Here is a 26,837-nt window from a genome sequence, read left to right on the forward strand (position 1 = left end):
GTCAGCTCGCTCGGCGGTTGGCTGGCGCTTGCTTCTCGAACGGAATCGTTCGAACGGGTCGAACCCGCGTGAGCGCCCTCGGCGGTCCACTCAATCATCTCATGGACCATATAAAGTAGAGCAGGGCTGCATAGACCGACATTGCGGCCAAAATATCCCAGGCATAGCTCATGGGCTTTCCTCGAGTGGCAAGATCAAAGAAAAGGAGCGCGCCCCCGCGCGGAGAGTGAAGGGCGCGCTCCTTCCGATTCAGCCTTCGCCGCCGTGCCGCCAGTGGTGGGGGGGATGGCCGGCGTGGATCAGCATGCCGAAGCGCTGCTTCTGCGCCTCATCGAGGCTTTCGTAGAGCGGCTTTGCGGCGGCCGCGAGCGCCGTCAGTCGCGCTGCGTGCTCCTGCATCGACTTGGCCGCGAGTTGCATCGCCTCGATAGCGTTGCGATGGCCCTCGCCTCCCTCATGGCGCAATTCTCGCCATTCCTCATGGTCCTCGGCGCGCGCTTTGGCGCCTTCGCGAATCGCCGCCTCGACGGCGGGCCAGTTCTTCTCCTGCGCGGGGGTGAGCTTCAGCCCCGCCTTCAGCGCGGCGACGCGCGCGTCGGCCAGAGCGGCGAAATCCTCGGGGGACAGCTTCGGACGCTCGCTCTGTTCGGCGCGCATGTCCTGCGGAGCCGCGATCGTCGAAACCGCCGGGGCCACGAGACCTGCCGCGAGGAGGGCGGCGAGCGCGAGTGACTTTTTCATGGAAAGGCCTCCAGTAGGGAGTGATTGCGCTTCAAGCCGGACGCGGGACCCGCGCCCTCTGAAGCGCCACCGACTATGGCGAGGCGATATTTCCTGGCTTTGTCCTGAGTGGAGGCTTTGTCTCCAGACTATTTCGTCATTTTGAAATCGATGTTTCCGAGAATTTCGCCGCTTTTGTCAGCGTCGCGAAGCAAGACGGGCAAGATCGAATAGGTCGGCCTCACGGATAAGCTCGACGAAAGCTCGCGCCCACTGGGCCGCGATCTCCTCGCCTTTCTCTGCGCTTGCAGCCGTCGCGTCGCCCATGGCGCCGGCAGGCGAGAGATCTTGCGCCATCCAGCCGAAGCCCGCCGGGCGGTCGGCGGAGAGCCATTTGAAGTCTCGCGCGAGGTCCCGCGTCGCAACGGGAAAGTTTTCGGCGCGGTCCATGTCGACGAGATCGGGGCGAAAATGCAGCATCAACGAGGTCTCAACCGCCCCGCCGTGAATTCCGTGGCGCAACTCGTCCACCGGAAAGAGCCCGGGCGGACAGCCGAAACGCGCGAAGGAGCAAGTCACGGCCAGCACGCCGTGGCGCGCGCGCAGCTCTAGCGCCGCCTGCGTGACGAGCGGTGAATTGCCGCCGTGCGAGTTCAGGATCAGGAGCTTCCTGGCGCCACTCGCGATCGGACCTTCGAGAAGCTCGATGAGCATGGCGAGCGCGATCTCGGGCGTGAGGCTCAGGGAGCCAGCAAAGTCGCGATGCTCCGTCGAGACGCCGACGCTCTGGAGCGGTAGAAAGAGCACGCGGGGCGCAGCCGGCAGCAGCGGCGCGATGCGCGCGATCATGCCTTCCATGATCATCGCGTCGACGCCGAGAGGAAGGTGTGGACCGTGCTGCTCGATCGCCGCGAACGGCAGAACGACGATCGTGCGCGTCCAGTCGAGCGCGGCAAAATCGGTCGTCTTGAGCTCGGACCAGAAGGGCGAGGGCATGACGGGGTTGTAGCCGGTTTGGGCGACGCGGGACAGGGCAGGAATCTCGCGTGACGCTCGACCCGCGTTTCTGTTCCTGCGGAAGCTTGGCTTATACTATCCTCGTCGCATGCAGGGAGGCGACGCGCCATGTCCGGCCTCGCATTGCATTCGCTCTTCGACATTCTCGCCTGGCTCGCCGCCGGGCTCGCGGCCTATTGGGTCGCGCAGCGGACGCCCGTTGTTCGGCCCTTGCCGCAGGCGAACCGGCTGCCCTATCTCGCGGCCCTCGTCTGCGGCGCAGCGTTCGGCGCCTATGGCTTGGGGAGTCTCAACCTTTATCTCAGCGGCGCGCCGGCGATTGCGCGCTCGATCGAGGGCGGGCTCTTTGGCGGCATCGTCTTTGTCGAAATCTACAAGCGGGCTGCCGGCCTAGAAGAGCGAACCGGCGCGCGTTACGCGCTGCCGCTCGCGGTCGGCGTCGCGGTCGGGCGAATCGGCTGCTTTCTCGCTGGCCTCGACGACTTCACCCATGGCGTTCCGACCGATCTCGCCATCGGCTATGATTTCGGCGACGGGGTGAAACGCCACGCCGTGCAGCTCTATGAAAGCGCCGCGATGGCGCTCTTTGCGCTGTTCTACATCCTGGCGCTCGCCGCAAAGAACGCCTATGTCGCTCGAAACGGCTTCTACCTCGCGGTTCTCTATTACGGCGCGCAGCGCTTTCTCTGGGAGTTCCTGAAGCCCTATGGCCGGATTTTGGGACCGTTCACGCTGTTTCAGCTTCTGTCTATGATCCTGATCCTCTATGCGGCGGCGATGCTCGCGACCGCGAAGGAGCCGCAGCATGAACGCCCCCTTCGCGCGTAAAGCGCGTCCTTATATCTTTTATGGTCAGACGACCTCGCTTTGCGACGAATGCCTAGCCCTCGTTCCGGCCAAGATCTGCATCGAGGGCGAAAATGTCTTTTACGAAAAGCGGTGCCGGACGCATGGCGTCAAGAAGGCGTTGGTCTCGACGGACGCCAAATTCTTCAAGTGGCAGCGGGATTTCCTGAAGCCCGGCGATCGGCCGCTGAAGACGCAAAGCCACACCCATTTCGGCTGCCCTTATGATTGCGGCCTCTGTCCCGATCACGAGCAGCATAGCTGTCTGGCGATCGTCGAGATCAACGACCACTGCAATCTCTCCTGCCCGGTCTGCTTCGCCGGCTCCTCGCCGGCGAATCCCTTCCACCGGCCGCTCGCGGAGATCGAACGCATGTTCGATGCGCTGGTCGAGAGCGAAGGCGAGCCCGATGTGGTGCAGCTCTCGGGCGGCGAGCCGACGCTGCATCCCCAATTCTTCGAAATCCTCGACCTCGCCAGAAGCAAGCCCATCCGTCATGTGATGATCAACACCAATGGCGTCAGGATCGCCGAGGACGAGAGTTTCGTCGCGGCTTTGGCCGAGCGCCGGCGCGGGCTCGAGGTCTATCTGCAGTTCGACTCGCTCGAGCGCGAGGCGCTCATGCGGCTGCGCGGCGCGGATTTGCGCCGCATCCGTCAGCAAGCGCTGGAGAACTTGGAAAAGCACAAGATCTCGACGACGCTCGTCTGCGTGGTCAAGAAGGGCGTCAATGACGCCGAGATGGGGCCGATCGTTCAGCACGCGCTCGACTGGCGCTGCGTGCGCGGCGTGAGCTTCCAGCCCGTGCAGGACGCCGGGCGCAACGAAGATTTCGACCCCGCCCGCGATCGCGTGACGCTTGCCGACATCCGCCGACGCATCGTCGAGGACTCGGGCGTCTTCGGCGAAGAGGACATGATCCCGCTGCCCTGCAATCCCTCGGCGATCACGATCGGCTATGGCCTGCGCGAGGGCCGCGCGGTCGCGCCGGTCACGGCGGCGATCGACGCGGCCGAGCTCCTGTCCGAGATGCCCAATGCGATCACTTTCGAGAAATATCCCGAGCTCCAGCGGCGAATTCTCGAGCTCTTCTCGCTGTCGACGGGGCCGGATTGCGCGATCGAGCGCATATCGGCGCTGCTTTGCTGCCTGCCGAAGGTACCCGTTCCGGAAGGCCTCACTTATGAGAATGTGTTTCGCGTCTCGGTGATCGAATTCCTCGACGCGCATAATTTCTGTCTTGCCGGCGTCAAACGCTCCTGCGTCCATTTCGTAACGCCGCAGGGCGCGATCATCCCTTTCGACACTTACAATCTCTTCTACCGGGACCGCCGAATCGACGCGATGCGACGGAATCTCGCCAAGGAGGCGCAATCGTGAAGACGTTCTTGCATGTCTTGTTGATTATCGTCGGCGGGTCGCTGATCCTGCTGCCGGGCGCGTGCGCGATCCTCTTTCTTGCAGGGGGCGGCCTCGAGCCCGGCACGGTCGGGATCGTCATGGCCTTTTCGTTGCCGCCGATCCTTGCCGGAATTTTCCTTCTCCGCGGCGCGTGGCGGTCGAAAGAGAGCGGCCAGGAGAAGGGTTGAGGGCCCTCCGAGAGCGCGATTTGGGCGAAAGAGGGGTTTGCGCTTTCTCGTTTCGCGCCCTGGGGCGGCGGACGTTTTATAATTCAACGACTTTCTAATGATCCTGGCTGCCTCCAAAAGGTCAAGAACTCGGGGCAAGCATAGGGGACAGGGTCATCGCTTTGGCCAGGGAATTAGGAGTCGTCGCCTCATGTCTTCTTTGCGCATCAACGCTCGATCGATCGGCGCGCCGACTGCGCTCGGCGCGGTTCTCTTGCTCATGGGCGTCCTCGACGCTCGGGCGGGGAGCGACGACACCGGAACCTTCGCGGCGATCGGAACCGCGATCGGCGTCATCTCCAATGACGACAGCCAGAAGATCGACTATCGCGAGCGCCCCAAGCTCGTCGTGCCGCCCGATCGCAAGGCTCTGCCGGAGCCGCGCGCCGAGGGCGACTCGCGTCCTCCGTCTTTCCCCGTCGATCAGACCTCTGCGAGCCGGCGGCAAAGCGCTCGCGTCGTCAGCGGGCAACCGACCTCGGCCGACGAGCCCTCGCGCGATAATCTGACCCAGCCGCCCTATGGCTTCCGGCAGCCCAACAAGCCCTTTTCCCGGCTGAAGACCAAGGAGGAGGCGAAGAGCTGGTGGAACCCGATGGGCTATTTCGGGTCTTCTTCGAAGGAAAATTCGCCGCAGCCGTCCTCCGTCGCCTCGGCGCAGACGGCCTCCGGCGCCTCGGCGACCGCTGGCCGCTCCGCCCCAGAAAAGCAAGAGACGACGAGCTGGTGGAATCCGGCGAGCTATTTGCCCACCTTCGGTTCGAGGTGACGCCGTCGTAATTTCACGCGGCGCGTCGCGAGCCTTCGGGGGCCGCTTCCTTCGCCAATTTGCTTCTCGGGCCTCCCACGTTGGGCGAGGACGGCCATAGGAGGTCTCTGCGCTGCTCGGCGTCGTGCTAGCGCGCGCGGCGAATGACTCCGTTCAAAGCAGCCCGATCTAGGGGACCGGCCGCGGGGAAAGATCATGACCGATGAGCTTCCGACCGAGCATTTCGAACACGCCGAACACGCCGAGCATGCGGCGCATTCGGGGACGCCGTTTCTCCTGACCGTTTCCGTCACCATCGCTATTCTGGCCGTCGCCGCCGCGACGGTCGGCAGCCTCGAATCGCTCGAGACCGCGGCGGCGCTCTCCGAGCAGAACCGCGCGGCGCTGCTGCAAAACAAGACGACCGACCAATGGTCGTTCTTCCAGGCGAAGAGCGTCAAGAAGAACGCTTATGAGATCGCCGCCAGGCAGAGCCAGGGCGCGCTCGCGCAAAATTTTTCAGAGCAGGCGGCGCGCAACGAGGCCGAGTCGAAGGCGATCAGGGAGAAGGCCGACAGTCTGGAAAGCGAGGTCGAGACTCGCCTGCATGAAGCGGAGCGCCATGAGCATCGGCATCACGTGCTGACCGTGGGCGTGACCTTGCTGCACGTGGCCATCGCCATTACCACCGTCGCGATCATCACCGGCGGTCGCCGCTGGCCCTGGGGGCTCGGCATCGCGCTCGGCGTGGCGGGCGTCGCGCTGGCCGGCTACGCCTATTTGTGAGGCGGGCCGGGATTTCATCACGTCAACATCGCATGCGACGCTCGCGGCAGCCAGGTTTCATGGTAAGATATGGGTCATGCTTCAGAGAGCGCGCTGCCTCGCGCTAAGATCAGGCGGATGCCTGATCTTAGAAAATGTCCTTGATTATAAATAGTTAGAGCGCGTTCTAGAGCGTTTCGCGCTCGAACGGAATCGTTCGAGCGATAAGGAACCGCGCCAATCAAAAGTTTGGAGCGATTTCTGGTCGCAAAAGTAAAACCAGCTTCCACTTTCTTGCATCGGGCTCTCGCGGATAGTCACCCGCCAAGTCGCGATGCTGAACCTTATTGGAGACGACAACATGGACACGCTAGCGTCAGCGAAGCAGACTCCGAGTCATGATCACGCGTTGCCGCCTACGCTGGACAACCAGCGTCGGACGGGCGTAGCCTTTTCTTGCGTGCTAGGGGCGTTCTGCGGCTTGTATCTCGACCATGTCGTAAAGAACGGCGCTACGATGGGACCGACTCCAGCCATTTTTTATTGGCTTCTGTTCGTCATCGCTTCTGGATTTTTCATTGAACGCGGCGCTTTCAACGGCGGATGGCTATCAAAGGAGCGCCTGATGCTTCTTTGGCCGCCAATCGCCATCATTGCTACGTTCATCGCTCCGCCTTTGCTGATGACGATCGCGAGCGGAAAATTCAGTGTGATGTGGACGCTGGCTCTTGCCGGGTTTTCATTGGTGATTTTGCTGGCTACGCCTGTTGCGATTTTGGTCGCCAGCGACGCCAAACCGGTGCTTCAACAGATCGCGACAACGATCATAACGACTGACGAGAGTAAGATTAGCGACCTAGGGAAGCGCGTGGCCGCCGCATGGCAAGTTTTGGGAATAGTCATGGGCGTCGTGCAGGGAGGCATCTTATTCTTTTCTAAATGATGCGAGAGCGCGATGCGAAAAAGTCGAAGCGGTTTTTCGCACAAATCGCACTCTAAACCTTTGGAATCGATCACGTTATCTGCGTTCAGGCGATTCCGCGTGAACGCAGCGTGAGGTCTCTCATCCCCTCTGCTCGACTCGCGAGGCGCCGGCTCGCTGCGGCTTCGCGAGCAATGCGACCGCACAGGCTGGGGCAAAGTCGGCGGACGCGGCGGTCGCCGCCGGCGCGACGGGCAGGAACTCGCTGAAATCGCGATAGCCGCGTCCCTCGCGCTTGGCGAAATCGGCGATCACGCCGCGGCCAATCCCCGCGCCGACAATAGGCGCCGAGAGCGCCGCCGGCTCGCGCGAGGCTGCGAGCGCGATCGCATCCTCAATCCGCCGCAGCTGCGCGCGAGCGAAGAAGCGCGCGAGCGCGTCCCATTGCTGCGGCGTCCCGCTCTCAACATCGCGGCCGACGAGCCGCGCCAGTCGCGCCCGCGTGTCGTCAGGACTCTTGGAGCGGCCGTCGACGGCGGGAAGCGCATCCGTCTCGGGCGAGAGATCGCCGGTCAGGCGACGCACGTCGGCCATTGTCGCAAAGCGCTCGTCCATGAGCGCGGCCCAACGCCCGTCGATCGGCGCGAGACTGAGTCCTGCGGCAGGATCGCCGCGCAGCAGACCGGCGTAAACGAGCTCGCCCAGCGCGAGCCGGCTCGCGTCATCTTCGCCCTGGCCCATGACGCGGCCGTCGCGGACGAGCGTCAGATCGGTCGTCGTCGAGCCCATGTCGATGAGAAGCGCCGTCTCCATTTCCCGCGCCAAAAGCTCGGCGGGCGCCCGCCAATTGGCCGAGGCGATCGACCCCGCCGCGATCGCGACGTCTTGCTTTTCGACAAAGCCTCTCGCGCCCGCATAGAAGAGCGCGTCCGGCGACAGCTCATGCGAAAAAATGGCGGCGATGGAAATCACGCCGCGCCGGCGGTCGGCGAAGGCGTCGGATAGCTCGGCCGTCATGGTGACGGCGTGGCGATCGGCGGCGCCCATCCGATCGCGCATCGCGCGCAGGGCGGCTTCGAGCTCGGCCAGGCCCAAGTGGGGCGCGCAGGGGATCTGCGCCGCCGCCACGACCACGCCGCCCTCGGCGCGCGCGGCCTTCACATGGGCGCCGCCGATGTCCCAGCCGATAATTGCGCTCACGACATTGTCCCAGATCACGCTGCGCTCAGGCGGAATCGCCTGAACGCAGAAAACGTGATCGCTTCTAAAAGTCTAGAGCAGAGCCCCGCGCCAAGCCAAAAAGGGGAGCCGGCGAGGGCTCCCCTTCGTGAACTCGCACGAAAACTTTCGCCTTACACCAAGGTCCGGGCCAGCGCGAAGGCGTGCCGGAAATCGAGGCAGAGCGGCTGCGTCGCATCGGTCATCTGCTTGAAGAGGCCCGACTGCGTGCCGTATTTGACGTTGCCGATCGCCAGCGCGCCGATGCCCAGCGCCCCATTCGGCGAGATGACGGCGCCGTTGTCGTGCAGGCCGCAGCCTTCGACGCCGAGCGGCGGCACGGCGTTGACGTCAGCGGCGATCAGCAGCGACTTGGCCGCGGCGAGATCCTCCTTCGAGAGGACCTGGACGCCCGCGCGCGCGGCGCAAAGAGCGATCTCATTGTCGAGGAGCAATGCGCGAACCGCCTCGCCCGTGCTGCCGTCGGCCGGCGTGCATTTGACGTTGAAACGATGCTCGATCTCATCGGTGAGCTTTCGGACGCGATCGAGACCGCTATAGCCGGCCATCGTGACCTGTGCGCCTTCAAGCGCGGCGATGACGCCGGCAGAATAGCCGACGACGCCTGTGGCGCCGTAGATGATGATCTTTACGCCCTTGAGCTCGCGCTGCTTCTTCTCGCGCAGGAGCTTCTCGACACAGGCGACCATCGCGCCGGCCGTCGTGAAGGAGCCGTAGGGGTCGGCGAAGAGCGAAACCTCAAAGGGTTTCAAAAGCGACTTCTTGGCGACGTCGAGCATGTCGAGAGCGAGCACGGCGTCGCGGCCCGCGAAGAAGATGCCGGTGCGCAGCGCCGCCGAAGGCGCGCGCGAGAACATCGCGTCCTGCACGAGGGCCGGCACTTCCTCGATCGTGACGTTGGCATATGGGATCGTCACGTCGTAACCGGCGTCGACCGCCATGTTCACGTCGAAGGGGCTCATATGCTTCAACGTGCTCAACATATGGAGAATGGCTTTGGCGGTCATGGAGCTCCAGATCCTTTCGTTTGAATTGGCGGCGGGGGAGGGCGCGGCCTTCGGGCTCAGGGGCCTCTCGCCCGCTTAAGTCGGCCGCCCACTGAGGCGCTAGGGCGAATTCCGCAAAAATTGACAGATTTTTGCGATCAGAATTCGCTCCAACTCTTTGATTTGGCGTGGCTCCCTATCGCTCGAACGACTCCGTTCGAGCGGGAGACGCGCTAGAGCGAATTCCGCAAAAGTTGACAGACTTTTGCGATCAGAATTCCCTCCAACCGTTTGATTTGGCGTTGTTTCTCATCGCTCGAACGATTTCGTTCAAACGGGAGACGCGCTAAGCTCCGGCCCGGGCCGGCGGCACGGGATAGACCAAAGTCTCGCGGCAATGTCTAGAGGTTTCTCGCCTAGAGCATGTCACGGAAAAGTGCGAAGCGGTTTTCCGGTCAGGACATGCTCCAACTTTTTGACTTGGCGCGATTCCTTATCGCTCGAACGATTCCGTTCGAGCGGGAGACGCGCTAGCGCGCGGCGGAGCGGGGCTGGAGCGGCTCAGCGGGAGGCGGTCTTGCGACCTCGCTTCTTGGAAGCGGAAGCGGGCGTCTCCTGTGAGACGCGTTCCAGATATTCGTTATCGAGGTGGTTTTCCGCATTGGCGGGATTGTGTTCGAGCGCGGCTTGATCCAGGGCTTCCGAAGCCTGCTCCGCAGCGGCGGATTGCGGGGCCGCCTGCGTATCATTGGCCGGCGCTTCGGCGCTCTGGGCCTCTGCCGAGCTGGGGTCGGCGGAGGGGTCTGAGAGTGCGGGATGCAGCAGGGTCAATCGGCCGCTGCGCTTCGCGTCGAAATAGAAGCCGCGCATGTAAAGCCGTTGCGCGCGCTTCTCGTCGCCGCCGGCCACACGATAGGCGTTGGCGAGATAGGCGACCGCGTAGCGCAGATTGGTTTCCGGGTCGAGCAGTCCGATCGGCGGACCAGAATAGCCCATGCTCTTCGCCGTGCTGTGGCTGATCTGCATCAGGCCCCAATAGGCGCCGTGGCGCGACGTGGGATCATATTTGCTCTCGCGCTGCACGACTCTGTGAATCAGCGACTCCGGAATATGATTGAGCTTTGCATGATGCGTGATCCGCTCGCAAATCTCCTCGCGGCTCTTGGCCCTCGCCGCTTGAACCTCGGAGTCCGGGGCGCGTGCGAGAAAGTCGTGTGGATCATGGCCCGAGCAGCCCGCCTGCGCGAGGGAGGCTACGAGAACCGCGGCGAGAGTTGCTTTGGCGCACGACTGTTTCATGGCGCAAAAGTCACCGCCGAAAAGAGGCGAAATTCTGGCGCCGCGGTCTTGGCCGACGGCGCTTTTGCCGGGAAAACGCCGGATCGGCGCCGCCTCTAGCTCTGCAGCCTGGGACGAACCTCAGTCAAAGCCTGATCTTCGGCAGGGGCTGTGTCTTTTTCGCAACAGTAAAAATATATCTAACGGCCTCGACGCAGAACCGGTTTACAACAGCGGACGTCGTCGATCATTTTCCCATCGCGCGCGGCCGTGGCTCGCCCGCGGGGAGAGAAAACATTGACACCACGTCTGGCCAAAATCGCGCTGACGGCAAGCGTCGGCCTCTTCGCGCTGCTCGTCGGCCTCGACAACATCTTCGACTATCAGACGAATTTCGCGGCCGTGCAGCACGTCCTCTCAATGGACGCGCTGCCGCAGGGCGCCGCCTTCCGCTGGCGCGCGATCACGCTGGGGACGCTGCATCATCTCGCCTATGGGTTCATCATCCTGACGGAGCTGGCCGCCGGCCTGTTCTGTGTAGCGGGCGCTGGGCAGATGACGCGCTCGGTCAGGCTCGACGGCGCCGTCTTCAACGAGAGCAAGCGGCTCGCCGTCGCCGGTCTCGTCGCGATGTTTCTCCTCTATTTTTTCGGATTCCTCGTCGTCGGCGGCGAATGGTTTGAAATGTGGCGCGCCAACGGCTGGAATTATCAGGAGTCGGCTTTCCGCTTCGCGGCGGTCATCGGCGTGGTCCTGATCTTCGTCGTCCAGCGCGACTTCTGATTGCTTGAAATGGCGGCCTTGCTCTCAGGCCTTCGCGGCTTCGACCGAGCGCCAGTAATCGAGGAGCGCGCCCAGCATGTCCTGCGTCGAATGAGCAGGGCGCCAGCCGACCGCTTCGCGTAGCTTGCCCGCATCGAGCGCGACGCTCGGCAGGTCCACGGCGGACGGCCGCAGCAAGGTGGTCTCGACCTCGATCTCGAAAGGCCGCCGCGACAGGGCGCGAAGACCCTCGAGCAACGCGCCGATCGCGATCGGAGCGCCAGAGGCGACGTTAAAGCAACTCACCCGTCCGGGGAGAGAATCAGCGTGGGCGATAAGCGCGCGATAGGCGGCGACGACGTCGCGCACGTCGAGAAAATCGCGCGCCTTGGCGAGATCGCCGACCTTGAGGCGCGGGGCCTGGCGGCCCGCTTCGATCGCCGCGATCTGGGCGGCGAAAGAGGAGAGCACGAAATTCTGCGGGCTCTGCCGCGGCCCGGTGTGGTTGACTGGACGCAGAACGATCAGACGCGCCTGCGGTCCCAGAACGTCGCCGAGCATGGCCTCCGCCGCGGCTTTCGAGCGGCCGTAGGCGTCGAGAGGCCGGAGCGGAGTCTCCTCCTGCGCGGGCCCGTCCTTGAGGCTCGCGCCATAGACGGAGGCGCTCGAGGAAAAGAGCGTGACGGCCTGCGGCGCATGGCGCGCGAGAGCGGAGGCGAGATTCAGGCTTCCGCAGAAATTGGCCCGCCACGTCGCCTCGCCCGCGCGCAAGGCGTGGCCGATCGACGCCTGGCCGGCGAGATGCGCCACGAGATCGGGTTGGAACTCGCGAATCGTCCTCTCGAGCGTCTCGACGTCGAGGAGATCGCCTTCGAGCGCTTCCCAGGCGGGATCGACGGCACCGCCGCCCGGCAGGGTCAGGATCGCGCGCCGCGCCTCCTGATAATCCGCCGCGAGGAGGGGCGCGAGATGCGAGCCGACGAAGCCCGCGCCGCCAGTCATGAGAATGCGTTCGTATCGGGCCATGGCGGGCTGGACCTTCGTCGATTAGCGCGCTTCTCGCTCGAACGGATTCGTTCGAGCGATTAGGAATCGCGCCAGGTCAAAAACTTAGAGCATGTCCTGGCCGGAAAACTGCTTGGCGCTTTTCCGTGACATGCTCTAGGCGCCTGACGGAATGGAGCGCCCTTCGCCGCGCTTGAGACGCGCGAGGTCCGCCTCGACCATCTCGCGAATGAGCTCGCCGAGCGCGATCTTCGGCGACCATCCGAGCTTGGCTCTCGCCTTTGTTGAATCCCCCAGCAGCACCTCGACCTCGGCCGGCCGATAGAAGGCCGGATCGATGACGAGATGCGTCTCCATGTCGAGCCCGACGTGGTCGAAGGCGATGCGGCACATGTCGCGGACCGTCGTGGTGACTCCGGTCGCGACGACATAGTCGTCCGGCTTCTCCTGCTGCAGCATGAGCCACATGGCGCGCACATAGTCGCGCGCGTGGCCCCAGTCGCGCTTGGCGTCGATGTTGCCGAGCCGCAGCTCCCTGGCGAGCCCGAGCTTGATCCGCGCCACGCCGGTCGTGACCTTGCGCGTGACGAATTCTTCGCCGCGCAGCGGGCTCTCATGATTGAAGAGGATCCCGGAGGACGCGTGCATGCCGAAGCTCTCGCGATAGTTCACGGTGATCCAGTGTCCGTAGAGCTTGGCGACGGCATAGGGAGAGCGCGGGTAGAAGGGCGTCTTCTCGTTCTGCATCGGCTGCTGGATCAGCCCATACATCTCCGACGACGAGGCCTGATAGAAGCGCGCCTGCGGCGCGGCGATGCGCATCGCCTCGAGCATATTGGCGACGCCGACAGCCGTGATGTTCGCCGTCAGGATCGGCTGGCGCCAGGAGGAGGCGACGAAGGACTGCGCCGCGAGATTGTAGATCTCGTCGGGCTTCGTCTCCTGCACGATGCGCACGAGGCTCGAGAGGTCGCCCATATCCCCGTCATGCAGGCGCACGGAGTCGGCTACCCCGAGCCAGCGCAGCCGGTGATCGTCGACGCCGCTATGCGAGGAGCGCCGCACGACGCCATGCACCTCGTAGCCTTCCCCGAGCAGAAGCTGCGCGAGATAGGCGCCGTCTTGTCCCGTGACGCCCGTGATGAGCGCGCGCTTCGTCATTCCTTGTCCTACATCCTAAAAAAGGGCGCTTTTCTTGCCGCAAAGGCTCGAAAAACAGGCTATTCGATCAATTGGGATATAGAACGGGCTTCGAGCTGGCAAGTGCGGAACAGGCGCCTGACTGCCGGCTCTCTGTCCGCGGGGCGTCTGTCTGTCGGGCCGTGCAGTGCGTGAATTTTCGACGCTGAGCTAAGCGGGAGCGGTTCGGAGGCCGTGCACCGCCTATTTTGATGGCGGGCGCGCTTACAGCTTAGACGGAATCGTTTGCGCGATAAGAAATCTCGCCAGAGCGCAATGTTTGAGAGCTCTTGTCGCAAAGCTCCGTCTAGCTTTGCGGAGTTCGCTCATGCTCAGAGCCTAATGCTGAACTGGAGTCACGCGGCGTGACTAAAGAGGTCTGTTCACGTGACTGAGAAAGTCACCTCGCGTGACGAATTACATCACTTGATGTGACTGAAAATACAAGGCCAAATGTTTGCAATATTCGAGAATCTGGGGCAACTTCGCATCCGATGCGAGGAGGCCAAACATGTTCGTGAAAAATGGGAGTTTGCGCGCGCGCGCCAGGACGGTCTGCATGGCGGCGTGGGGTTGTTTCGTTGTCGCCGCGCTCGCGGCGCCGGTCCGAGCGGAGGATGCTAAGGCGCCGAGCGCGGAGGTCGTCTCCATCGTTCCGATGTCGCCCGAGCCCTACAGCACGAATGTCGGCATCGACGACGTGCAGGTCAACGCCAAAACCGGCCGCGTCTATGTGTCGAACACTTCCGCAATAACTGTGCTCGACGGCGATACCGACACGATTATCAAGGTCATTCCCATTCCCGCGGGCACGGCTCCAAATGTGAACGGCTACTACGGGATCTATCAATCCTGCGTCGATGATCGCACCAACACCGTCTACTCATTGTCAGAAAACGGCGTCGTGACCGTCATCGACGGCGCGACAAACTCGGTGACGGGGACTTTCGCGCCGTGGCCCACCAATACGATCACCAATGTCGACGGCATGGTCTGCAATCCGGAGACCGGCAAGCTCTACATGATCCTGTACAACAATCAGGGCAATCGCATCGTCGTCTGGGACACGCGCAAGCAGGCGATCGCCGCGACGATCTTCGTCACGAGCAACCCCCATGAATGGATGGCGGTCAATCGCAAGACCAACCGCATTTATGCGCAGACGATCTACGACGGGCTCGTCGTCATCGACGGCGCGACCGACACCGTGATCGACCGCATCGTCGCGGGTCAGGGGCCGCAGCCGCCCGGCTGTCTCGCGACCAACAATTGCGTCAGTCAGGGCTCTTGGCTCGACCAGGTTGCGGTCGACGAAAACACCAACCGGGTCTACGTCGTTGGCATCAATGACGGCAGCCTCACGACCATCGACGGCGCGACGGACAAGGTGATCGGGCTCGATTTCTTCAACTGGTTCACCTATGTCCTCGCCCTCGATCCCGTCCGCAAGCGAATTTATCAGTTCGACGTCAGCTTCGATACGATGGCCGTGATCGATAGCGTAAGCGGCAAGCGCACGGCGAATGTGGGCGTAGGCCCCGGTCCTTTCCCCTTGGGCTGCAACGCCGGCTGGGTCGTGCTCAATCCCAACGCGTCCTGCCTCGTGACGGTCAGCGCCTCGCTCGGCTCGATCGGCGCCGCCGCGGTCAATCCTGTGAACGGCAAGATCTATGTCGGTTACGGCGGCCAGTATGTCGGCCCGGGAAGCTCTCCGTTCCTGTCCAACGTCCCCAATGCTTACAGCTATCTCTATGTGTTGAAGCCCACGGAGACAAAGCTCCCGGGCGACGCGGACGACGCAAGACCGCCCCGGGCGGCGCTGGCGGGGACGGCCACACTGGCGGCAGGCGCCGGCGCGATCGACGCCGCCTTCGATGCGCGCGCGAACAAGCTCTATATCGCCAATTCCGGCGCGAACAGCGTCTCGGCCTTGGACCCGCTCACCGGCGCTGTGACGGCGACGATACCTGTGGGCGCCTCGCCGAGAGCGATTGCCATCAATGAGAGCGCGAACACGCTCTATACGTACAACGGCGACGGATCGGTGTCCGTGCTCGACGGCGCGCATGGCTCACGCTTGGCCAATTTTACGGCGGACGCGGTTGCGACAGGCGTGTTGGGGCTCAATCCGCAGGGTCTCGTCCACAGCCGCCGGACAGGCAAGCTCTATGCGGTGAACGGTTTCTCGCAGATCGACGTCATTGATCCGGTTTCCCAGCGGGTCTTGAAGTCGATCCCCGATCCGGACGCGGGCGGCGTCGCGATCAACCAGCGGACGAACATGATCTACGTCAGCCAGTTCTCCGAAGGGACGGTCTGGGTGATCGATGGCGCGACCGACCGCAAGATCGGCGTCATCGGCGGCGTCGGGCAGCCGGCTTTGCCCGCGGGTTGCTACCAATCGGCCGGCGGCCCCAACAGCTGCTTGCAGATGTCCTCGGGGCTGACCAAGGTCGCGATCGACGAAGAATTGAACCGCGTCTACGTGCTTGGCCAGAACGACGGGCGCGTCGTCACGATCGACGGCGAGAGGAACGTGGTGCTGGGCATGGATTACGTGCAGCCGGATGATTACGGTCTCGCGGTCGATCCAAGGAGGCACAATGTGTTCGTGAGCAATTTCGTGACGCCCGCGCTTTGGCTTTTCGACGGGCGCACGGGCAGGCTGGGCTCTACCGTGAACTTCAACTCGCGACTTTGCGACACCGCGCAAACCCCGTGCTTCGATCAAGTCGACTTGAAAAGCGTGACGGTCAACCCGGCGACGGGCCAGGTGTTCGTGCTCGACCAGGGCGACCTCAACCCGCAGACCACGAGCCGAGTCTTTGTCGTCGACGCCAAGGGCGGATTGTAGAGCTTGTCACGGAAAACTGCGAAGCGGTTTTCCGATCAGGAGATGCTCTCAGTTTTTGATTTGGAGCTTAGTCCCTTCCGATCGCGTGATTCCACGCGATCGGGACCGCTCTAGCCCTCATCCTGAGGAGCGCCGTAAGGCGCGTCTCGAAGGATGCAGGCTTCAGGCTACGCTTGGCCCCACCCTTCGAGACGCCCGCTTCGCGGGCTCCTCACGGTGAGGGGTTGGCGATGCTAAGAAGGGCGGGGCGCGACCCGCCAGTGCAGCGGAAAAGGCTGAGGAACCCCGAGCCGTTGAAATCCGCTTTAAAGGACGAAAGTCCCAGCGAATAGGCGGCGACCGCAGAGATCCGGCTCATCGCGTTCTTCCCACCCTCGCTCGTGCGCATTGCCGGGATGACTCACAAAATCCTCGCGATCTCCTCAAACGCAAATCTGGGCCCGCGCGGATAGACCTTCGTCGCATCGCCATAGCCGATGTTGATCAAAAAATTCGACTTCACCGTCCCCTCGGGGAAGAACTCCGCGTCGACCATCGCCTTGTCAAAACCGCTCATGGGCCCGCAGTCGAGGCCCATAGCGCGCAGCGCCAGCAGCAGATAGGCCCCTTGCAGCGTGCCATTGCGGAACGCAGTCTCGGCGATCAGCGCCTCATTGCCGACGAACCAGGCGCGCGCGTCGGTCGCGGGATAGAGCCGCGGCAAATGCTCATAGAAGTTGAGATCATAGGCGACGATCGCCACCGCGGGCGCCGCCATCGTCTTCTCGAGATTGCCCGGCATGAGCGCCGGCGCGAGGCGCTGCTTGGCTTGCCGGGAGCGCAGGAACAGGACGCGCATCGGCGAGCTATTGGCGCTCGTCGGCGCCCATTTGGCGATGTCGACGGCCTCGCGCAGCAGCGCGTCAGGGACTTCCTCCTCGCGCCAGCCGTTGTGCGTGCGCGCCTTGGTGAAGAGCTGCTCCAGCGCTTCCTTCGCAAGTTTCTCGCTCATCGGGTGTCTGCCTCGCTCACGCCTGCGGCAACCTCAGAAGGCCGGCCATTCCGTTTTCCGCGCCGAAGGCGAGGCGCTGGCCCTGCGTGTCCCAAATGAGCGCCGAAATCCGCGCGTGCTCGCCGCCCGCGGGCCGGCGGACTAGAATCTCCGAGGCGTCGGTGATTCTGGTCAGCAGGATCATGCCGTCCTCATAGCCGATCGCGACGACGAGCGCTTGCGGATGGAAGGCGACGCGCGTGACGCCGACGCCGGCGCGCACGCCACATTCGCGCGGCTGCGCGCCCATGGGGCCGTCCTTGCCTTCGAAAGGCCAGAGTATGCAGGCGTCGGCGCCCGAAGTCGCGAGCCACTTGCCATCCGGCGACCAGGAGAAGGAGCGGGTCTTGGTCGGATAGCCGGACATGCGCATGTTCTTGCGGTCCGAGAGGCGCCAGCCGTGCAGCGCGTTCTCCTGCATCGAGGTGACGAGGAAGCGGCCGTCGGGCGAGACGGTGGCGTCGAGATGCGCGCCTTTCCACTCGAGTGTTTCCGGCTTTGCGCTCGCGCCGGGATACCAGAGCGTCGCGCCGTTGTAATGCGCGATGGCCAAGCGAAAGCCCTTGGGCAAGAAGGCGAGGCCGCGCGAGGTGGAGGGCAGGGGGAGCGTCTTGATCTCGCCTTCAGCCTGACGAGCTCGCGCGTTGCGGCCGGCCGTCCAGGCCAAGGCGCCGTCGCGGCGCAGCGCCACGGCGTCGATCCAATGGCCGGCCTCCTCGGCGACGAGGCGGGTCTCGCCCGTAGCCGAAATCTCGACGATGCGCCCGTCGTCGCCGCCCGAGATGAGCCGCACCCCGTCGCTCGCGGCGCAAAGCGCGGCGCCGTCGGCATGCGCCGCAACGCGCGCGTCCGTCTCGAAAGCGCCGTCAGGTCTCATGCGTAGCGTCACGCCGTGCGCCAGCACGAAAAAGGGAATGGACGAGAGGAAAGCCGCCGCGACCACGGCTTCTTCCGCCTTGATTTCCGCGACCTGGTCGGTGAGAGAGGGTGAGTTTTGCGTCACGCGCCGCATCTTCCTTTCCGTGCGCGGCGCTTCATGCGATCAGTCCTCGTCATCGACGATCGCCCAGCGCGGCAAATGTGGCCGCTTCTTTCCGAACTGCCCGCGCATGACCATGACGAAGGCCACCACGGCGAGCCCCTCCAGCGTGAAGGCCCAGAGCTGCTCGCCGGCAGGCCCGAGCAGGCAGACGACGAGACCGGCGGAGAGGCCCGCCAGAAGGAAAGGCGCGAGCGAAGGCCGCGCGAGGCCGACAAACGAAACGGCCTCATAGGCGGCGAGGGCAAAAGCCCCGGCGCCGACGATTCCGAGATCGAACCAGATCTGGAAGGCGAGGCTCCGCGGCGACTTCGGATCGAGATAGCCGCCGAAGAGGCCGTAGATCGCCGAGCCGAAGCCGTGGCCGAGCAGGGACCGGACGCCACCGCTCGCAAAGATGTGCCCCCATACGTCCAGGCTCTTCAGCAGCTCCGGCGCGTGGCCGTGATAAAGAAAGCGCACGCCGAGCGCGAGCAAGGGGGAGAATAGAATCGCCGCCGCCGCGATGGGCGCGAGCCACAGCCGCGCCTCGCGCGGGCGGCCGAAGGAGAGGCCGAAGATCGCAAACCCCGCGATGAGCGGCGGCGCGACGTTCTGCGCTCCCGACAAGAGAACCGCGAGGCCCGAAACCAGCATCAGAGCGGCGGCGAAGCGCCATTTTCCGCGCATCGCCAAGGCGCCGGCCGCCGGCCACATGATCAGCACGAGACCGACGCCCGAGCGCGCCAGCGCGTCGCCGTCGAGGATCTCCTCGAGCGTGAACGAGCGATGCGCAAAAAGCCCATAGGCCGCCGCCCCGATCATGCCGACAGCCGCCGCGGCGACGCCGATGGGGAGAAGGTTCAGATCGCAGATGCGCGTGCGCGTCGGCAGAAAGCCGCAGGCGATCGCGGCGAGGAAGAGCGTGCCGGCGTCCTTCCAATAGCGTTCCGCCGGGCCGCCCTGGAAAGGCGTCCAGCTCAGCGACAGGGCGGCCCACGCCGCCAGGAACAGCGCGGCGAGGAAAGGCGGCGCCGTCAGGAATTCGCGCAAGGGCGCCGTCTTTTCGCGTCGATTGGGCGCGACCGCCGCGCCCATGAGCAGGAGCACGGCCCCGATCGGCAGGAGAATATAGATGGTTAGTCCCGCGATAATGGGGGCGATGAGCGCCACGACGAAGAGCAAAAACACCCCGATCCGCGTCAGGAGCCTTCCGGCTTCCAGCGCGGGATTCTCTTTGGTGTGGGGCGGCGTGAAAGCGGTCATGCGACTTCGTACGGGGCGGCGAGAATGCGATCGCGTCGCCCGAAAAATAGGGCTTTAAAGGGCGGCGCGGCCAGGGACGGCTCGGCCCGCCGCGGCGGCGTCGACTCCCGAGGCTGCGGTGGACGGGAATTCAGGTCGAACGTGACGTGGCGGGCGCTTCCAATAGTCGCCCATTATTTGCTCAATGCAACAATCAAACCGGCTCCGGCTTCACTTTTTCCAGCAGTGTGACATCTTTGCAATCTCCGCGGCCACGCTCGGGTCGCGCTCCTCGCGAAGTCGCGCTTTCACGAGCTGCGAAAAGGCGTCGGCGTCGAGGAGCCGGCCCAGCGCCCATACCGCGGCGCCGCGAATGAGCGGTGAGACCGCGTCGAGCAGCGGAAGCAGCGTGGCGGCGAGCGCGCAATCGCCGCTGTTGCCGATTGCTATCGCCACATTGCGCAGGAAGCGCGCGTGGCCGATGCGCTTGACGGCCGAGCCGGCGAAGAGCCTGCGAAACGCGGCTTCGTCGAGCGCCGCCAAATCCGCAAGACGCGGCGCGCGCAAGCTCGCGTTGGCCGCAAGCTTCGCCTCCCGCGCGGCTTGCGCGAATTTGTTCCAGGGACAGACGGCCAGGCAGTCGTCGCAGCCGTAGACGCGATTGCCGATCGCCGCCCGAAACTCCTCGGGGATGGGGCCTTTGTGCTCGATCGTGAGATAGGAGATGCAGCGCCGCGCATCGAGGCGATAGGGGGCCGGGAAGGCCTGTGTCGGGCAGGCGTCGAGGCAGGCGCGGCAGGAGCCGCAATGATCCGACTCGCGTGCGTCTGGCGAAAGCTCGAGATCGGTGAAGATCGCGCCGAGGAAGAGCCAGGAGCCGAAACCGCGAGAGACGAGATTTGTGTGCTTGCCCTGCCAACCGAGCCCCGCGGCCTCGGCGAGCGGCTTCTCCATGACGGGCGCCGTGTCGACGAACACCTTCACAGCGCCGCCGCCCGCCCTGGACAGCATGAAGCCCGCGAGGAGCTTCAGGCGGCCTTTCAGCACGTCATGATAGTCGCGGCCCTGCGCATAGACGGAGATCGCGCCGCGATCGGCGGTCCCTGTCGCCGCGAGCGGGTCGAAGCCGGGGCCGTAATTCATGCCGAGCAGGACGACGCTGCGCGTCTCGCTCCACAAGCGCTGCGGCGAGCCGCGCGCATCGGCGCGATCGGCCATCCAGCCCATCTCGCCATGCGCGCCGGAAGCGAGCCAGGCGTTCAGGCGCTCGGCGGCGAGCGGGATCGCGTCGGGCCGCGCGAAGCCGCAGGCGTCGAAGCCGAGCTCCCGAGACTTTGCGCGGATTGCGTCGCGCAACGCCAGCGCGCTCTTGCCTCGAGCCAGGCCGCTTGGGTGGTCGGGAATCGCGAGCGATTCAGATGTCGGAGCGAATTCTGCCAAGCATTTAGCGGGTCTTTGGCAAGGGCTTCTCGCCTGCGCTGCAGCTGGAGCGGGTGAAGGGAATCGAACCCTCGTATTCAGCTTGGAAGGCTGCTGCTCTACCATTGAGCTACACCCGCGCAACTCACCTATGCCAAGCCTCGCCGCGCTTGGCAACAGCCAGGAAGCGCTCCGGCCGTCTCGCGCTGAAGGCCAAGCCTCGCTTGCGCCTTCGAGCGCCCCTTGCGATTTCTTATTTGACAGCGGCGCCTCGGCAAACTAACCCCAGCGCCCGACCCGGCCGCCTTACAGGGCGTTCGACACAGGCTAATTCTTGAAGGATCGCGACATCGTGGCCAAACCCGAACTCGGCGCCAAGCGGCAATGCCAGTCCTGCGCGACGAAATTTTACGACTTCAACCGAGACCCCATCATTTGCCCCAAATGCGGCGCGGCGTTCCATGTCGCATCCATGGCGCGGTCCGTGCGCCCCGCCGATGACGAGGCGGAGAGCGACAAGGACGAGGCCGAGACGGTCTCGCTGTCCGAGGTGGAGGAGGCCGAGAACAAGGCCGATGCGGTTCCGATCGACGACGATGTCGAGCTCGACGACGGCGACGAGGCGGACGACACCTTCCTCGAGGAGGAAGAGGGCGAGGAGGACGACGTTTCCGGCCTCATCGACGGCGACATCGAAACGGATGAAGAGGGCTGAGTCGAACGCGTCGGCTCGCTTCGGTTTGAACGACATCGTCGGGGCGACAGCCCCGACGCGCTTATCCGCCTCCTTGGCGAATTGAACCGGGACGCCCAGCATTTTTCATTGAGACTCCCGTTGCAGAACCTTTGATTTCTCGCTGATCCCGCGCGGCGCCGCCGCCGTGTCTCCGTCTTGTAGCAAATACGGAATATGGCCGTGCACGCGACTCGGGACCGCCGGGCCGAAGCCGCTCAGAGCATCCTACGCGCGACAATCCCAGCCACGCGATCGCGCGGAGCTTTTCTTCGACGCGCCCTCACCCCTTTTCCCTCTGGAGCCGAGCGATGGCAGTCAGCAGAACTTTGTCTGTCTTAGATCACGCTGTGTTCAGGCGGAATCGCCTGAACACAGAAAACGTGATCGATTCTAAAACTCTAGCGCGCGCTTTGCGCGAAAAACCGATTTCCACTTTTTCGCATCGCGCGCTAGCGTCAGTCTTGATTTTGGTGTCGGCGCCCTGTTCCTCCAGCGCGCAATTTCTCGAAGGCGTCACGGCTGCGCCGAACCTCGCCTATTCGACGCCGACGCCCCAAGGCGTCGCCATACCGGATAGGGTCGAGACGCGGTTTGGAACGCTCAAATTCTTCGACGGCTTTCCCGACCAGGCCAGCACCGAAAAACTATACGACAACCTCGATTTCCAGCGCGCCGTGCAAGCCTATCTGCTGGCCCTTCCTGTCGTCAGTCAGGCCGCCAATCGCGACGCGATTCTCTCCATCGGGCCAGCGAACACGACCGTGCCGATCTGGGAGCAAAGGGTCGACGCCCGTACCGTCGCGCTCACCGCGAACGACAACACGCCTTACACCTGGATCTGGCTCGATCTGCACAACGGTCCGCTCGTGCTGGAGGTTCCGCCCAAGGTCCTCGGGTTCGTCGACGACATGTGGAGTCACTGGGTCGGGGATGTGGGCATGACGGGCCCCGACAAAGGAGAAGGCGGCAGATATCTGCTTATACCGCCCGGCTATCAGGGCAGGATTTCGATGCGGGGCTACAACGTCCTGCGTCCCTCGACATACGGCGTCTGGGCGCCCTGGCGCAGCTTCCTCGTCAATGGCGATCCGAAGCCCGGCGTCGACGCGATCAAGAAGTTCACGAAAATCTATCCGTTCGGACAAGCCGGCCACGCACCGAAGCTCGATTTCGTGGACATGTCCGGCAAGCCGTTCAATTTGGTCCCGAAGGCGGACTATCATTTCTGGGAAATGCTGAACCGCGTTGTGCAGGACGAGCCGACCGACTCGGTCGACGCGACGACGCTCGGCTTTTGGGCGTCCATCGGCATCGTGAAAGGCAAGCCTTTCGCGCCCGACGAGCGCATGAAGAAGATCCTCACGGAGGCGGCCGCCGTCGGCGACTCCACCGCCCGCGCGATCACGTACAGATGGCGGACGGCCAACGGCTACTGGTACCCGGACAGCGCCTGGCGCCGCGGTTTCGTCGGCGGCTACAAGTTCGAGGACGGCGATGCGCGCCTTCTCGACGCTTACTCGGGGTTCTTTTTTTATGCGACGGGCGTCACCCCCACGATGGACACGCGCCTCGTCGGAGTCGGCTCGCAATATCTGGCGGCCTTCGTCGATTCCAAGGGAACGCCTTTCGACGGCGGTAAGAGTTACAAGCTGCGGCTGCCCCCGAACGCGCCGGTGAAGGACTTCTGGTCCGTCACGCTCTACGACGATCAGACGCGCTCCATGCTGCAGACGGACCAGCGATTCCCCAGCGTGAGCAGCCAAACCCAGGGCCTGCTCGTCAACGACGACGGGTCGGTTGATGTCTACTTCGGGCCGAAGGCGCCTGTGGGCAGGGAGAACAACTGGGTTCAGACGATTCCGGGGAGGGCGTGGAACACGCTGCTCCGCCTCTATGGTCCGCTGGAGCCCTTCTTCGACAAGACGTGGCGTCCCGGGGAGATCGAGCTTCAGCAGACGCAGACCGCGGATCTTTCCGTGCGCGCCGACGCTCCTCCAAGCGCCGCTCTTCCGGCTCCGAAAGCGGCCGCCGTCGCTCGCAAGAAGGCTCTGGGCAATTGGACATGCGAGGAATTTCTCGCGGTCGAGACGGATTATCAGCCTAAGGTCGTCTATTGGGCGACGGCTCAGGCGAAAGGCGGCAAGGACAATTCTTTCATCGATATCGAAGGCTCCGAGAGCGTCGTTCCGATGGTCATCGACGACTGCAGGAAGACTCCGAGCGGATCGTTCCTGCAAAAACTGCGCGAGGCGTGGCGTTCTATCGAAGCCGACGCAAAGAAGCTGAGAAAGAACCTCTGAGGACCCGATCGCCTAGATCACGATGCGCTTGAGCGGAATCGCTCAAACACAGATAACGTGATCGATTCCAAAGTTTTAGAGCGCGATTCGCGCGAAAAACCGGTTCCCACTTTTTCGCATCGCGCTCTTGCGTCGCCCCGCGCTCGCGGAGCGCGAGCGGGGACAGCTTAAAGCAGGTGAGGCGAGTGGGCGCGGCGGGGTTTCCGTCGCGCTTCCCTTCATCCTTGCAGCGGGGTGTTCGGCACGCTTTTCGGGGAGGGCTTGGACTCAGCCGCTTCCGCCTCGCGCTCGGGCCCGTCGGTCGGCGGCTCTTCCGAGGCGCGCTCCTTGCGCGCCTCGCCCTCCGTGGCGGCGCGCTTCTTGCCCGCTTCGATGATGTCGCGTTCCGGCCGCGGCAGCACGGGGCCCTCCGGATAGACAAAGCCGAGCGTCTTCTCGCCATCCTCGCTGGCGACGACCACCACATGCACGGCGCCGCCGTTCTTCAGGCGCCCGAACAGCACCTCGTCGGCGAGCGGCGTCTTGATGTGCGTGTGGATGATGCGCGCCATCGGCCGCGCGCCCATCGCTTCGTCGTAGCCGCGCTCGACGAGCCAAGCGCGCGCTTCGTCGGAGAGGTCGATCGTGACGTTGCGGTCGGCGAGCAGCGCCTCGAGCTGCACGACGAATTTGTCGACGACCTTGGCGACGACCTGCGGCGAGAGCTGGCCGAATGGGACGACCGCATCGAGCCGGTTACGAAACTCCGGCGCGAAGAGACGGTTGATCGCCTCGCTGTCGTCTCGTCCCTGCTGCGAGCGCGTAAATCCGATCGGCGTGCGCGCCAGATCGGTGGCGCCGGCGTTCGTCGTCAAGATCAGGATCACGTTGCGGAAGTCGATCGTCTTGCCGTTGTGGTCCGTGAGCTTGCCGTGATCCATCACCTGCAGAAGAATGTTGAAGAGATCGGGATGCGCCTTCTCGATCTCGTCGAGAAGCAGCACGCTATGCGGATGCTGGTCGATCGCATCCGTGAGCAGGCCTCCCTGATCGAAGCCGACATAGCCGGGAGGCGCGCCGATCAGCCGGCTGACCGTGTGGCGCTCCATATATTCGGACATATCGAAGCGCACGAGCTCGATGCCGAGCGCCGTCGAAAGCTGGCGCGCCGCTTCCGTCTTGCCGACGCCGGTCGGGCCGGAGAAAAGGTAGCAGCCGATCGGCTTCTCGGGATCGCGCAGGCCCGCGCGCGCGAGCTTGATGGCCGAAACCAGCAGCCCAACCGCCTTGTCCTGGCCATAGACGACTCGCTTCAAGGTCTCGTCGAGATGCGCGAGCACCTCGGCGTCGTCCTTCGACACGCTCTTTGGCGGGATGCGCGCCATCGTCGCGATGGTCGACTCGATCTCCTTGAGGCCGATCGTCTTCTTTCGCTTGTTTTCCGGCAGCAGCATCTGCGCCGCGCCGCTCTCGTCGATCACGTCGATGGCCTTGTCGGGCAGCTTGCGATCATGGATATGACGCGCCGAAAGCTCCACGGCGCCCTTCACCGCTTCGGCCGTGTAGCGGATCTTATGGAAATCCTCGAAATAGGGCTTCAGCCCCTTGAGAATCTCGATCGCGTCGGGAACGGTCGGCTCGTTGACGTCGATTTTCTGGAAGCGCCGCGCCAGCGCGCGATCCTTCTCGAAATACTGCCGATACTCCTTATAGGTGGTCGAGCCGATGCAGCGCAGCGCGCCTTGAGCGAGCGCGGGTTTCAGCAGGTTCGAGGCGTCCATCGCGCCGCCGGAGGTCGCGCCCGCGCCGATCACCGTGTGGATTTCGTCGATGAAAAGGATCGCCTTCTTGTGCTGCTCGATCTCCTTGACGACCTGCTTGAGGCGCTCTTCGAAATCGCCGCGATAGCGCGTGCCGGCCAGGAGCGAGCCCATGTCGAGCGCGAAGATCGTCGCATCCGCGAGCACGTCGGGAACCTCGCCCTGGGTGATCTTGCGCGCGAGGCCCTCGGCGATCGCGGTCTTGCCGACGCCCGGATCGCCGACGAGGAGCGGATTGTTCTTCTGGCGCCGGCAGAGCACCTGAATGGTGCGCACGACCTCAGGCTCGCGGCCGATCAACGGGTCGATGCGGTTGTCGCGCGCCTTGCGGTTCAGATTGACGCAATAGGCGTCGAGAGCGCCTTCCTTCTTGCGCTGGTCGCCGTCGCGTCCCTCGCGCCCGTCGCCCCGCTCGGATTCGTCCTCGACGCCGCGCGGCGTGCGCGCGGCGTCCGAGAGGCCGGCGCGCTTGGCGATGCCGTGGCTGATGTAGTTGACTGCGTCATAGCGGGTCATTTCCTGCTCTTGCAGGAAATAGACGGCGTGGCTCTCTCGCTCGGCGAAGAGCGCCACGAGAACATTGGCGCCGTTGACGTCCTCCCGCCCCGAGGACTGCACGCTGATGATGGCGCGTTGGACGACGCGGTGGAAACCGGAGGTGGGCTTCGCCTCCTCTGCGTCGCCGTTGACCAGATTGTCGAGCTCTCTGGCGATGTATTCGCGAAGATTGCGACCCAGCAGCTCGATGTCGACCGCGCAGGCGCGCAGGACCGAAGCGGCGTCGGGATCCTCGATGAGGCTCAACAGGAGATGCTCGAGCGTGGCGTATTCGTGCCGCCGCTCCCTCGCCAGCGACAACGCCCGATCCAGGGTTTGCTTGAGATTGCGCGAGATGGCCGGCATGCGTCCTGGCTCCTATTTCTTTTCCATGATGCACTGCAGCGGATGCTGGTGCCGCCTCGCAAACTCCATCACCTGAGTGACCTTGGTCTCGGCGACCTCGTAAGTATAGACCCCGCATTCGCCCACGCCGTGGTTGTGGACGTGCAGCATGATGCGCGTGGCTTCCTCGACGGACTTGTTGAAATATCTACGCAGCACGATGACCACGAATTCCTGCGTGGTGTAATCGTCGTTGAGGAGGAGCACACGATACATGTGCGGGCGGCGAGTGAGCGGCTTGGTCTTGGTGACGAGCGCCGTCCCCGAGCCGGGACCGCCCTCATCGTTCTTGCGAGGATCCTTGCTGGCGCGAGCCGGCGTCCCATTGGGACGAGACGCGGCGCGGCTGCTGCCGCGATTGGGGATCGTGATCATGGAGCGGTCCTGGCGATCCTTCC

23 protein-coding genes and 1 tRNA gene are annotated in these 26,837 nt (G+C 64.0%); 10 read left to right on the plus strand and 14 right to left on the minus strand.

Annotated elements, in window-relative coordinates:
- Nucleotides 1-249: 249 nt before the first annotated feature.
- Both QMG80_RS10475 and QMG80_RS10480 read right to left on the minus strand, forming a co-directional pair.
- A complete protein-coding gene (locus QMG80_RS10475; protein WP_085772779.1) occupies nt 250-741 on the minus strand; it encodes a Spy/CpxP family protein refolding chaperone in 492 nt (163 codons plus the stop codon).
- Between the two features lie 177 nt (nt 742-918).
- The gene (locus QMG80_RS10480) at nt 919-1,716 is read right to left on the minus strand and encodes a creatininase family protein (protein WP_085772780.1); all 798 of its coding nucleotides are present in this window, start codon (nt 1,714-1,716) and stop codon (nt 919-921) included.
- A gap of 129 nt (nt 1,717-1,845) precedes the next feature.
- Here QMG80_RS10480 and QMG80_RS10485 point away from each other — a divergent pair, with 129 nt between their 5' ends.
- The 6 genes from QMG80_RS10485 (at nt 1,846) to QMG80_RS10510 (ending at nt 6,668) form a co-directional block, all read left to right on the plus strand.
- The gene (locus QMG80_RS10485; protein ID WP_085772781.1) at nt 1,846-2,565 is read left to right on the plus strand and encodes a prolipoprotein diacylglyceryl transferase family protein; all 720 of its coding nucleotides are present in this window, start codon (nt 1,846-1,848) and stop codon (nt 2,563-2,565) included.
- Nucleotides 2,543-3,964, plus strand: a complete 1,422-nt coding sequence (locus QMG80_RS10490; protein WP_085772782.1) for a radical SAM protein — start codon at nt 2,543-2,545, stop codon at nt 3,962-3,964. Before QMG80_RS10485 ends, QMG80_RS10490 begins: the two co-directional genes overlap by 23 nt.
- Nucleotides 3,961-4,173: a hypothetical protein gene (locus QMG80_RS10495; protein ID WP_085772783.1), complete on the plus strand. Its 213-nt coding sequence runs from the start codon at nt 3,961-3,963 to the stop codon at nt 4,171-4,173. The genes QMG80_RS10490 and QMG80_RS10495 overlap by 4 nt, the downstream gene beginning before the upstream one ends.
- A gap of 190 nt (nt 4,174-4,363) precedes the next feature.
- Nucleotides 4,364-4,981, plus strand: coding sequence for a hypothetical protein (locus QMG80_RS10500; protein WP_085772784.1), 618 nt, complete (start codon nt 4,364-4,366; stop codon nt 4,979-4,981).
- A 195-nt stretch (nt 4,982-5,176) separates the two neighbouring features.
- Nucleotides 5,177-5,746, plus strand: coding sequence for a DUF4337 domain-containing protein (locus QMG80_RS10505; RefSeq protein WP_085772785.1), 570 nt, complete (start codon nt 5,177-5,179; stop codon nt 5,744-5,746).
- A 340-nt stretch (nt 5,747-6,086) separates the two neighbouring features.
- Nucleotides 6,087-6,668 (plus strand): hypothetical protein, encoded by a 582-nt coding sequence (locus QMG80_RS10510; protein WP_085772786.1) that lies wholly within the window; start codon nt 6,087-6,089, stop codon nt 6,666-6,668.
- Between the two features lie 120 nt (nt 6,669-6,788).
- Here the strand turns inward: QMG80_RS10510 and QMG80_RS10515 are convergent, their stop codons facing one another.
- The 3 genes from QMG80_RS10515 to QMG80_RS10525 form a co-directional block, all read right to left on the minus strand.
- Nucleotides 6,789-7,847 carry a hydantoinase/oxoprolinase family protein gene (locus tag QMG80_RS10515; RefSeq protein WP_085773810.1) on the minus strand — a complete coding sequence of 353 codons (1,059 nt, stop codon included), beginning with the start codon at nt 7,845-7,847 and terminating at the stop codon, nt 6,789-6,791.
- A gap of 152 nt (nt 7,848-7,999) precedes the next feature.
- Nucleotides 8,000-8,893 carry an NAD(P)-dependent methylenetetrahydromethanopterin dehydrogenase gene (locus tag QMG80_RS10520; RefSeq protein WP_085772787.1) on the minus strand — a complete coding sequence of 298 codons (894 nt, stop codon included), beginning with the start codon at nt 8,891-8,893 and terminating at the stop codon, nt 8,000-8,002.
- Nucleotides 8,894-9,433: 540 nt separating this feature from the next.
- Nucleotides 9,434-10,171: a transglycosylase SLT domain-containing protein gene (locus QMG80_RS10525; RefSeq protein ID WP_085772788.1), complete on the minus strand. Its 738-nt coding sequence runs from the start codon at nt 10,169-10,171 to the stop codon at nt 9,434-9,436.
- A 276-nt stretch (nt 10,172-10,447) separates the two neighbouring features.
- Here QMG80_RS10525 and QMG80_RS10530 point away from each other — a divergent pair, with 276 nt between their 5' ends.
- Nucleotides 10,448-10,933, plus strand: coding sequence for a DUF2165 family protein (locus QMG80_RS10530; protein ID WP_085772789.1), 486 nt, complete (start codon nt 10,448-10,450; stop codon nt 10,931-10,933).
- Nucleotides 10,934-10,957: 24 nt separating this feature from the next.
- Here the strand turns inward: QMG80_RS10530 and QMG80_RS10535 are convergent, their stop codons facing one another.
- Together QMG80_RS10535 and gmd are read right to left on the minus strand one after the other, a co-directional pair.
- Nucleotides 10,958-11,938, minus strand: a complete 981-nt coding sequence (locus tag QMG80_RS10535) for an NAD-dependent epimerase/dehydratase family protein (RefSeq protein WP_085772790.1) — start codon at nt 11,936-11,938, stop codon at nt 10,958-10,960.
- A 135-nt stretch (nt 11,939-12,073) separates the two neighbouring features.
- Nucleotides 12,074-13,078, minus strand: a complete 1,005-nt coding sequence (gene gmd / locus QMG80_RS10540; protein ID WP_085772791.1) for a GDP-mannose 4,6-dehydratase — start codon at nt 13,076-13,078, stop codon at nt 12,074-12,076.
- Nucleotides 13,079-13,607: 529 nt separating this feature from the next.
- Here gmd and QMG80_RS10545 point away from each other — a divergent pair.
- Complete coding sequence (locus tag QMG80_RS10545) at nt 13,608-15,950, plus strand: YncE family protein (RefSeq protein WP_085772792.1); 2,343 nt, start codon at nt 13,608-13,610, stop codon at nt 15,948-15,950.
- Nucleotides 15,951-16,350: 400 nt separating this feature from the next.
- Here the strand turns inward: QMG80_RS10545 and QMG80_RS10550 are convergent, their stop codons facing one another.
- From QMG80_RS10550 to QMG80_RS10570, 5 genes are all read right to left on the minus strand, one after another.
- The gene (locus QMG80_RS10550; protein WP_085772793.1) at nt 16,351-16,941 is read right to left on the minus strand and encodes a malonic semialdehyde reductase; all 591 of its coding nucleotides are present in this window, start codon (nt 16,939-16,941) and stop codon (nt 16,351-16,353) included.
- Between the two features lie 16 nt (nt 16,942-16,957).
- Nucleotides 16,958-17,983, minus strand: a complete 1,026-nt coding sequence (locus QMG80_RS10555) for a WD40 repeat domain-containing protein (protein WP_085773811.1) — start codon at nt 17,981-17,983, stop codon at nt 16,958-16,960.
- Nucleotides 17,984-18,022: 39 nt separating this feature from the next.
- Nucleotides 18,023-19,264, minus strand: coding sequence for a hypothetical protein (locus QMG80_RS10560; RefSeq protein ID WP_085772794.1), 1,242 nt, complete (start codon nt 19,262-19,264; stop codon nt 18,023-18,025).
- A gap of 210 nt (nt 19,265-19,474) precedes the next feature.
- Nucleotides 19,475-20,599 carry a tRNA epoxyqueuosine(34) reductase QueG gene (queG, locus tag QMG80_RS10565; RefSeq protein WP_158658843.1) on the minus strand — a complete coding sequence of 375 codons (1,125 nt, stop codon included), beginning with the start codon at nt 20,597-20,599 and terminating at the stop codon, nt 19,475-19,477.
- Between the two features lie 129 nt (nt 20,600-20,728).
- Nucleotides 20,729-20,802, minus strand: a tRNA-Gly gene (locus QMG80_RS10570).
- 212 nt (nt 20,803-21,014) lie between these two features.
- On the opposite strand from QMG80_RS10570, the gene QMG80_RS10575 reads away from it, so the two are divergent.
- Complete coding sequence (locus tag QMG80_RS10575; RefSeq protein WP_085773812.1) at nt 21,015-21,377, plus strand: TIGR02300 family protein; 363 nt, start codon at nt 21,015-21,017, stop codon at nt 21,375-21,377.
- Between the two features lie 491 nt (nt 21,378-21,868).
- Entirely contained in the window at nt 21,869-23,698 is a 1,830-nt protein-coding gene (locus QMG80_RS10580) for an HdeA/HdeB family chaperone (protein ID WP_245300278.1), read from the plus strand.
- A gap of 218 nt (nt 23,699-23,916) precedes the next feature.
- On the opposite strand, the gene clpA is transcribed toward QMG80_RS10580, so the two are convergent.
- Together clpA and clpS are read right to left on the minus strand one after the other, a co-directional pair.
- Nucleotides 23,917-26,400, minus strand: coding sequence for an ATP-dependent Clp protease ATP-binding subunit ClpA (clpA, locus tag QMG80_RS10585; protein WP_085772796.1), 2,484 nt, complete (start codon nt 26,398-26,400; stop codon nt 23,917-23,919).
- A 12-nt stretch (nt 26,401-26,412) separates the two neighbouring features.
- On the minus strand, nt 26,413-26,814 hold the full coding sequence (gene clpS, locus QMG80_RS10590; RefSeq protein WP_085772797.1) for an ATP-dependent Clp protease adapter ClpS: 402 nt from the start codon (nt 26,812-26,814) through the stop codon (nt 26,413-26,415).
- Nucleotides 26,815-26,837 lie beyond the last annotated feature (23 nt).

It is taken from the genome of Methylocystis bryophila (assembly GCF_027925445.1).
Classification (GTDB): Bacteria; Pseudomonadota; Alphaproteobacteria; order Rhizobiales; family Beijerinckiaceae; genus Methylocystis; species Methylocystis bryophila.

Coding starts and splice junctions, on each gene's coding strand:
- QMG80_RS10475 (WP_085772779.1), bottom strand. CDS start 741: ATGAAAAAGTCACTCGCGCTCGCCGCCCTCCTCGCGGCAGGTCTCGTG.
- QMG80_RS10480 (WP_085772780.1), bottom strand. CDS start 1,716: ATGCCCTCGCCCTTCTGGTCCGAGCTCAAGACGACCGATTTTGCCGCG.
- QMG80_RS10485 (WP_085772781.1), top strand. CDS start 1,846: ATGTCCGGCCTCGCATTGCATTCGCTCTTCGACATTCTCGCCTGGCTC.
- QMG80_RS10490 (WP_085772782.1), top strand. CDS start 2,543: ATGAACGCCCCCTTCGCGCGTAAAGCGCGTCCTTATATCTTTTATGGT.
- QMG80_RS10500 (WP_085772784.1), top strand. CDS start 4,364: ATGTCTTCTTTGCGCATCAACGCTCGATCGATCGGCGCGCCGACTGCG.
- QMG80_RS10505 (WP_085772785.1), top strand. CDS start 5,177: ATGACCGATGAGCTTCCGACCGAGCATTTCGAACACGCCGAACACGCC.
- QMG80_RS10510 (WP_085772786.1), top strand. CDS start 6,087: ATGGACACGCTAGCGTCAGCGAAGCAGACTCCGAGTCATGATCACGCG.
- QMG80_RS10520 (WP_085772787.1), bottom strand. CDS start 8,893: ATGACCGCCAAAGCCATTCTCCATATGTTGAGCACGTTGAAGCATATG.
- QMG80_RS10525 (WP_085772788.1), bottom strand. CDS start 10,171: ATGAAACAGTCGTGCGCCAAAGCAACTCTCGCCGCGGTTCTCGTAGCC.
- QMG80_RS10535 (WP_085772790.1), bottom strand. CDS start 11,938: ATGGCCCGATACGAACGCATTCTCATGACTGGCGGCGCGGGCTTCGTC.
- gmd (WP_085772791.1), bottom strand. CDS start 13,078: ATGACGAAGCGCGCGCTCATCACGGGCGTCACGGGACAAGACGGCGCC.
- QMG80_RS10545 (WP_085772792.1), top strand. CDS start 13,608: ATGTTCGTGAAAAATGGGAGTTTGCGCGCGCGCGCCAGGACGGTCTGC.
- QMG80_RS10550 (WP_085772793.1), bottom strand. CDS start 16,941: ATGAGCGAGAAACTTGCGAAGGAAGCGCTGGAGCAGCTCTTCACCAAG.
- QMG80_RS10560 (WP_085772794.1), bottom strand. CDS start 19,264: ATGACCGCTTTCACGCCGCCCCACACCAAAGAGAATCCCGCGCTGGAA.
- clpA (WP_085772796.1), bottom strand. CDS start 26,400: ATGCCGGCCATCTCGCGCAATCTCAAGCAAACCCTGGATCGGGCGTTG.
- clpS (WP_085772797.1), bottom strand. CDS start 26,814: ATGATCACGATCCCCAATCGCGGCAGCAGCCGCGCCGCGTCTCGTCCC.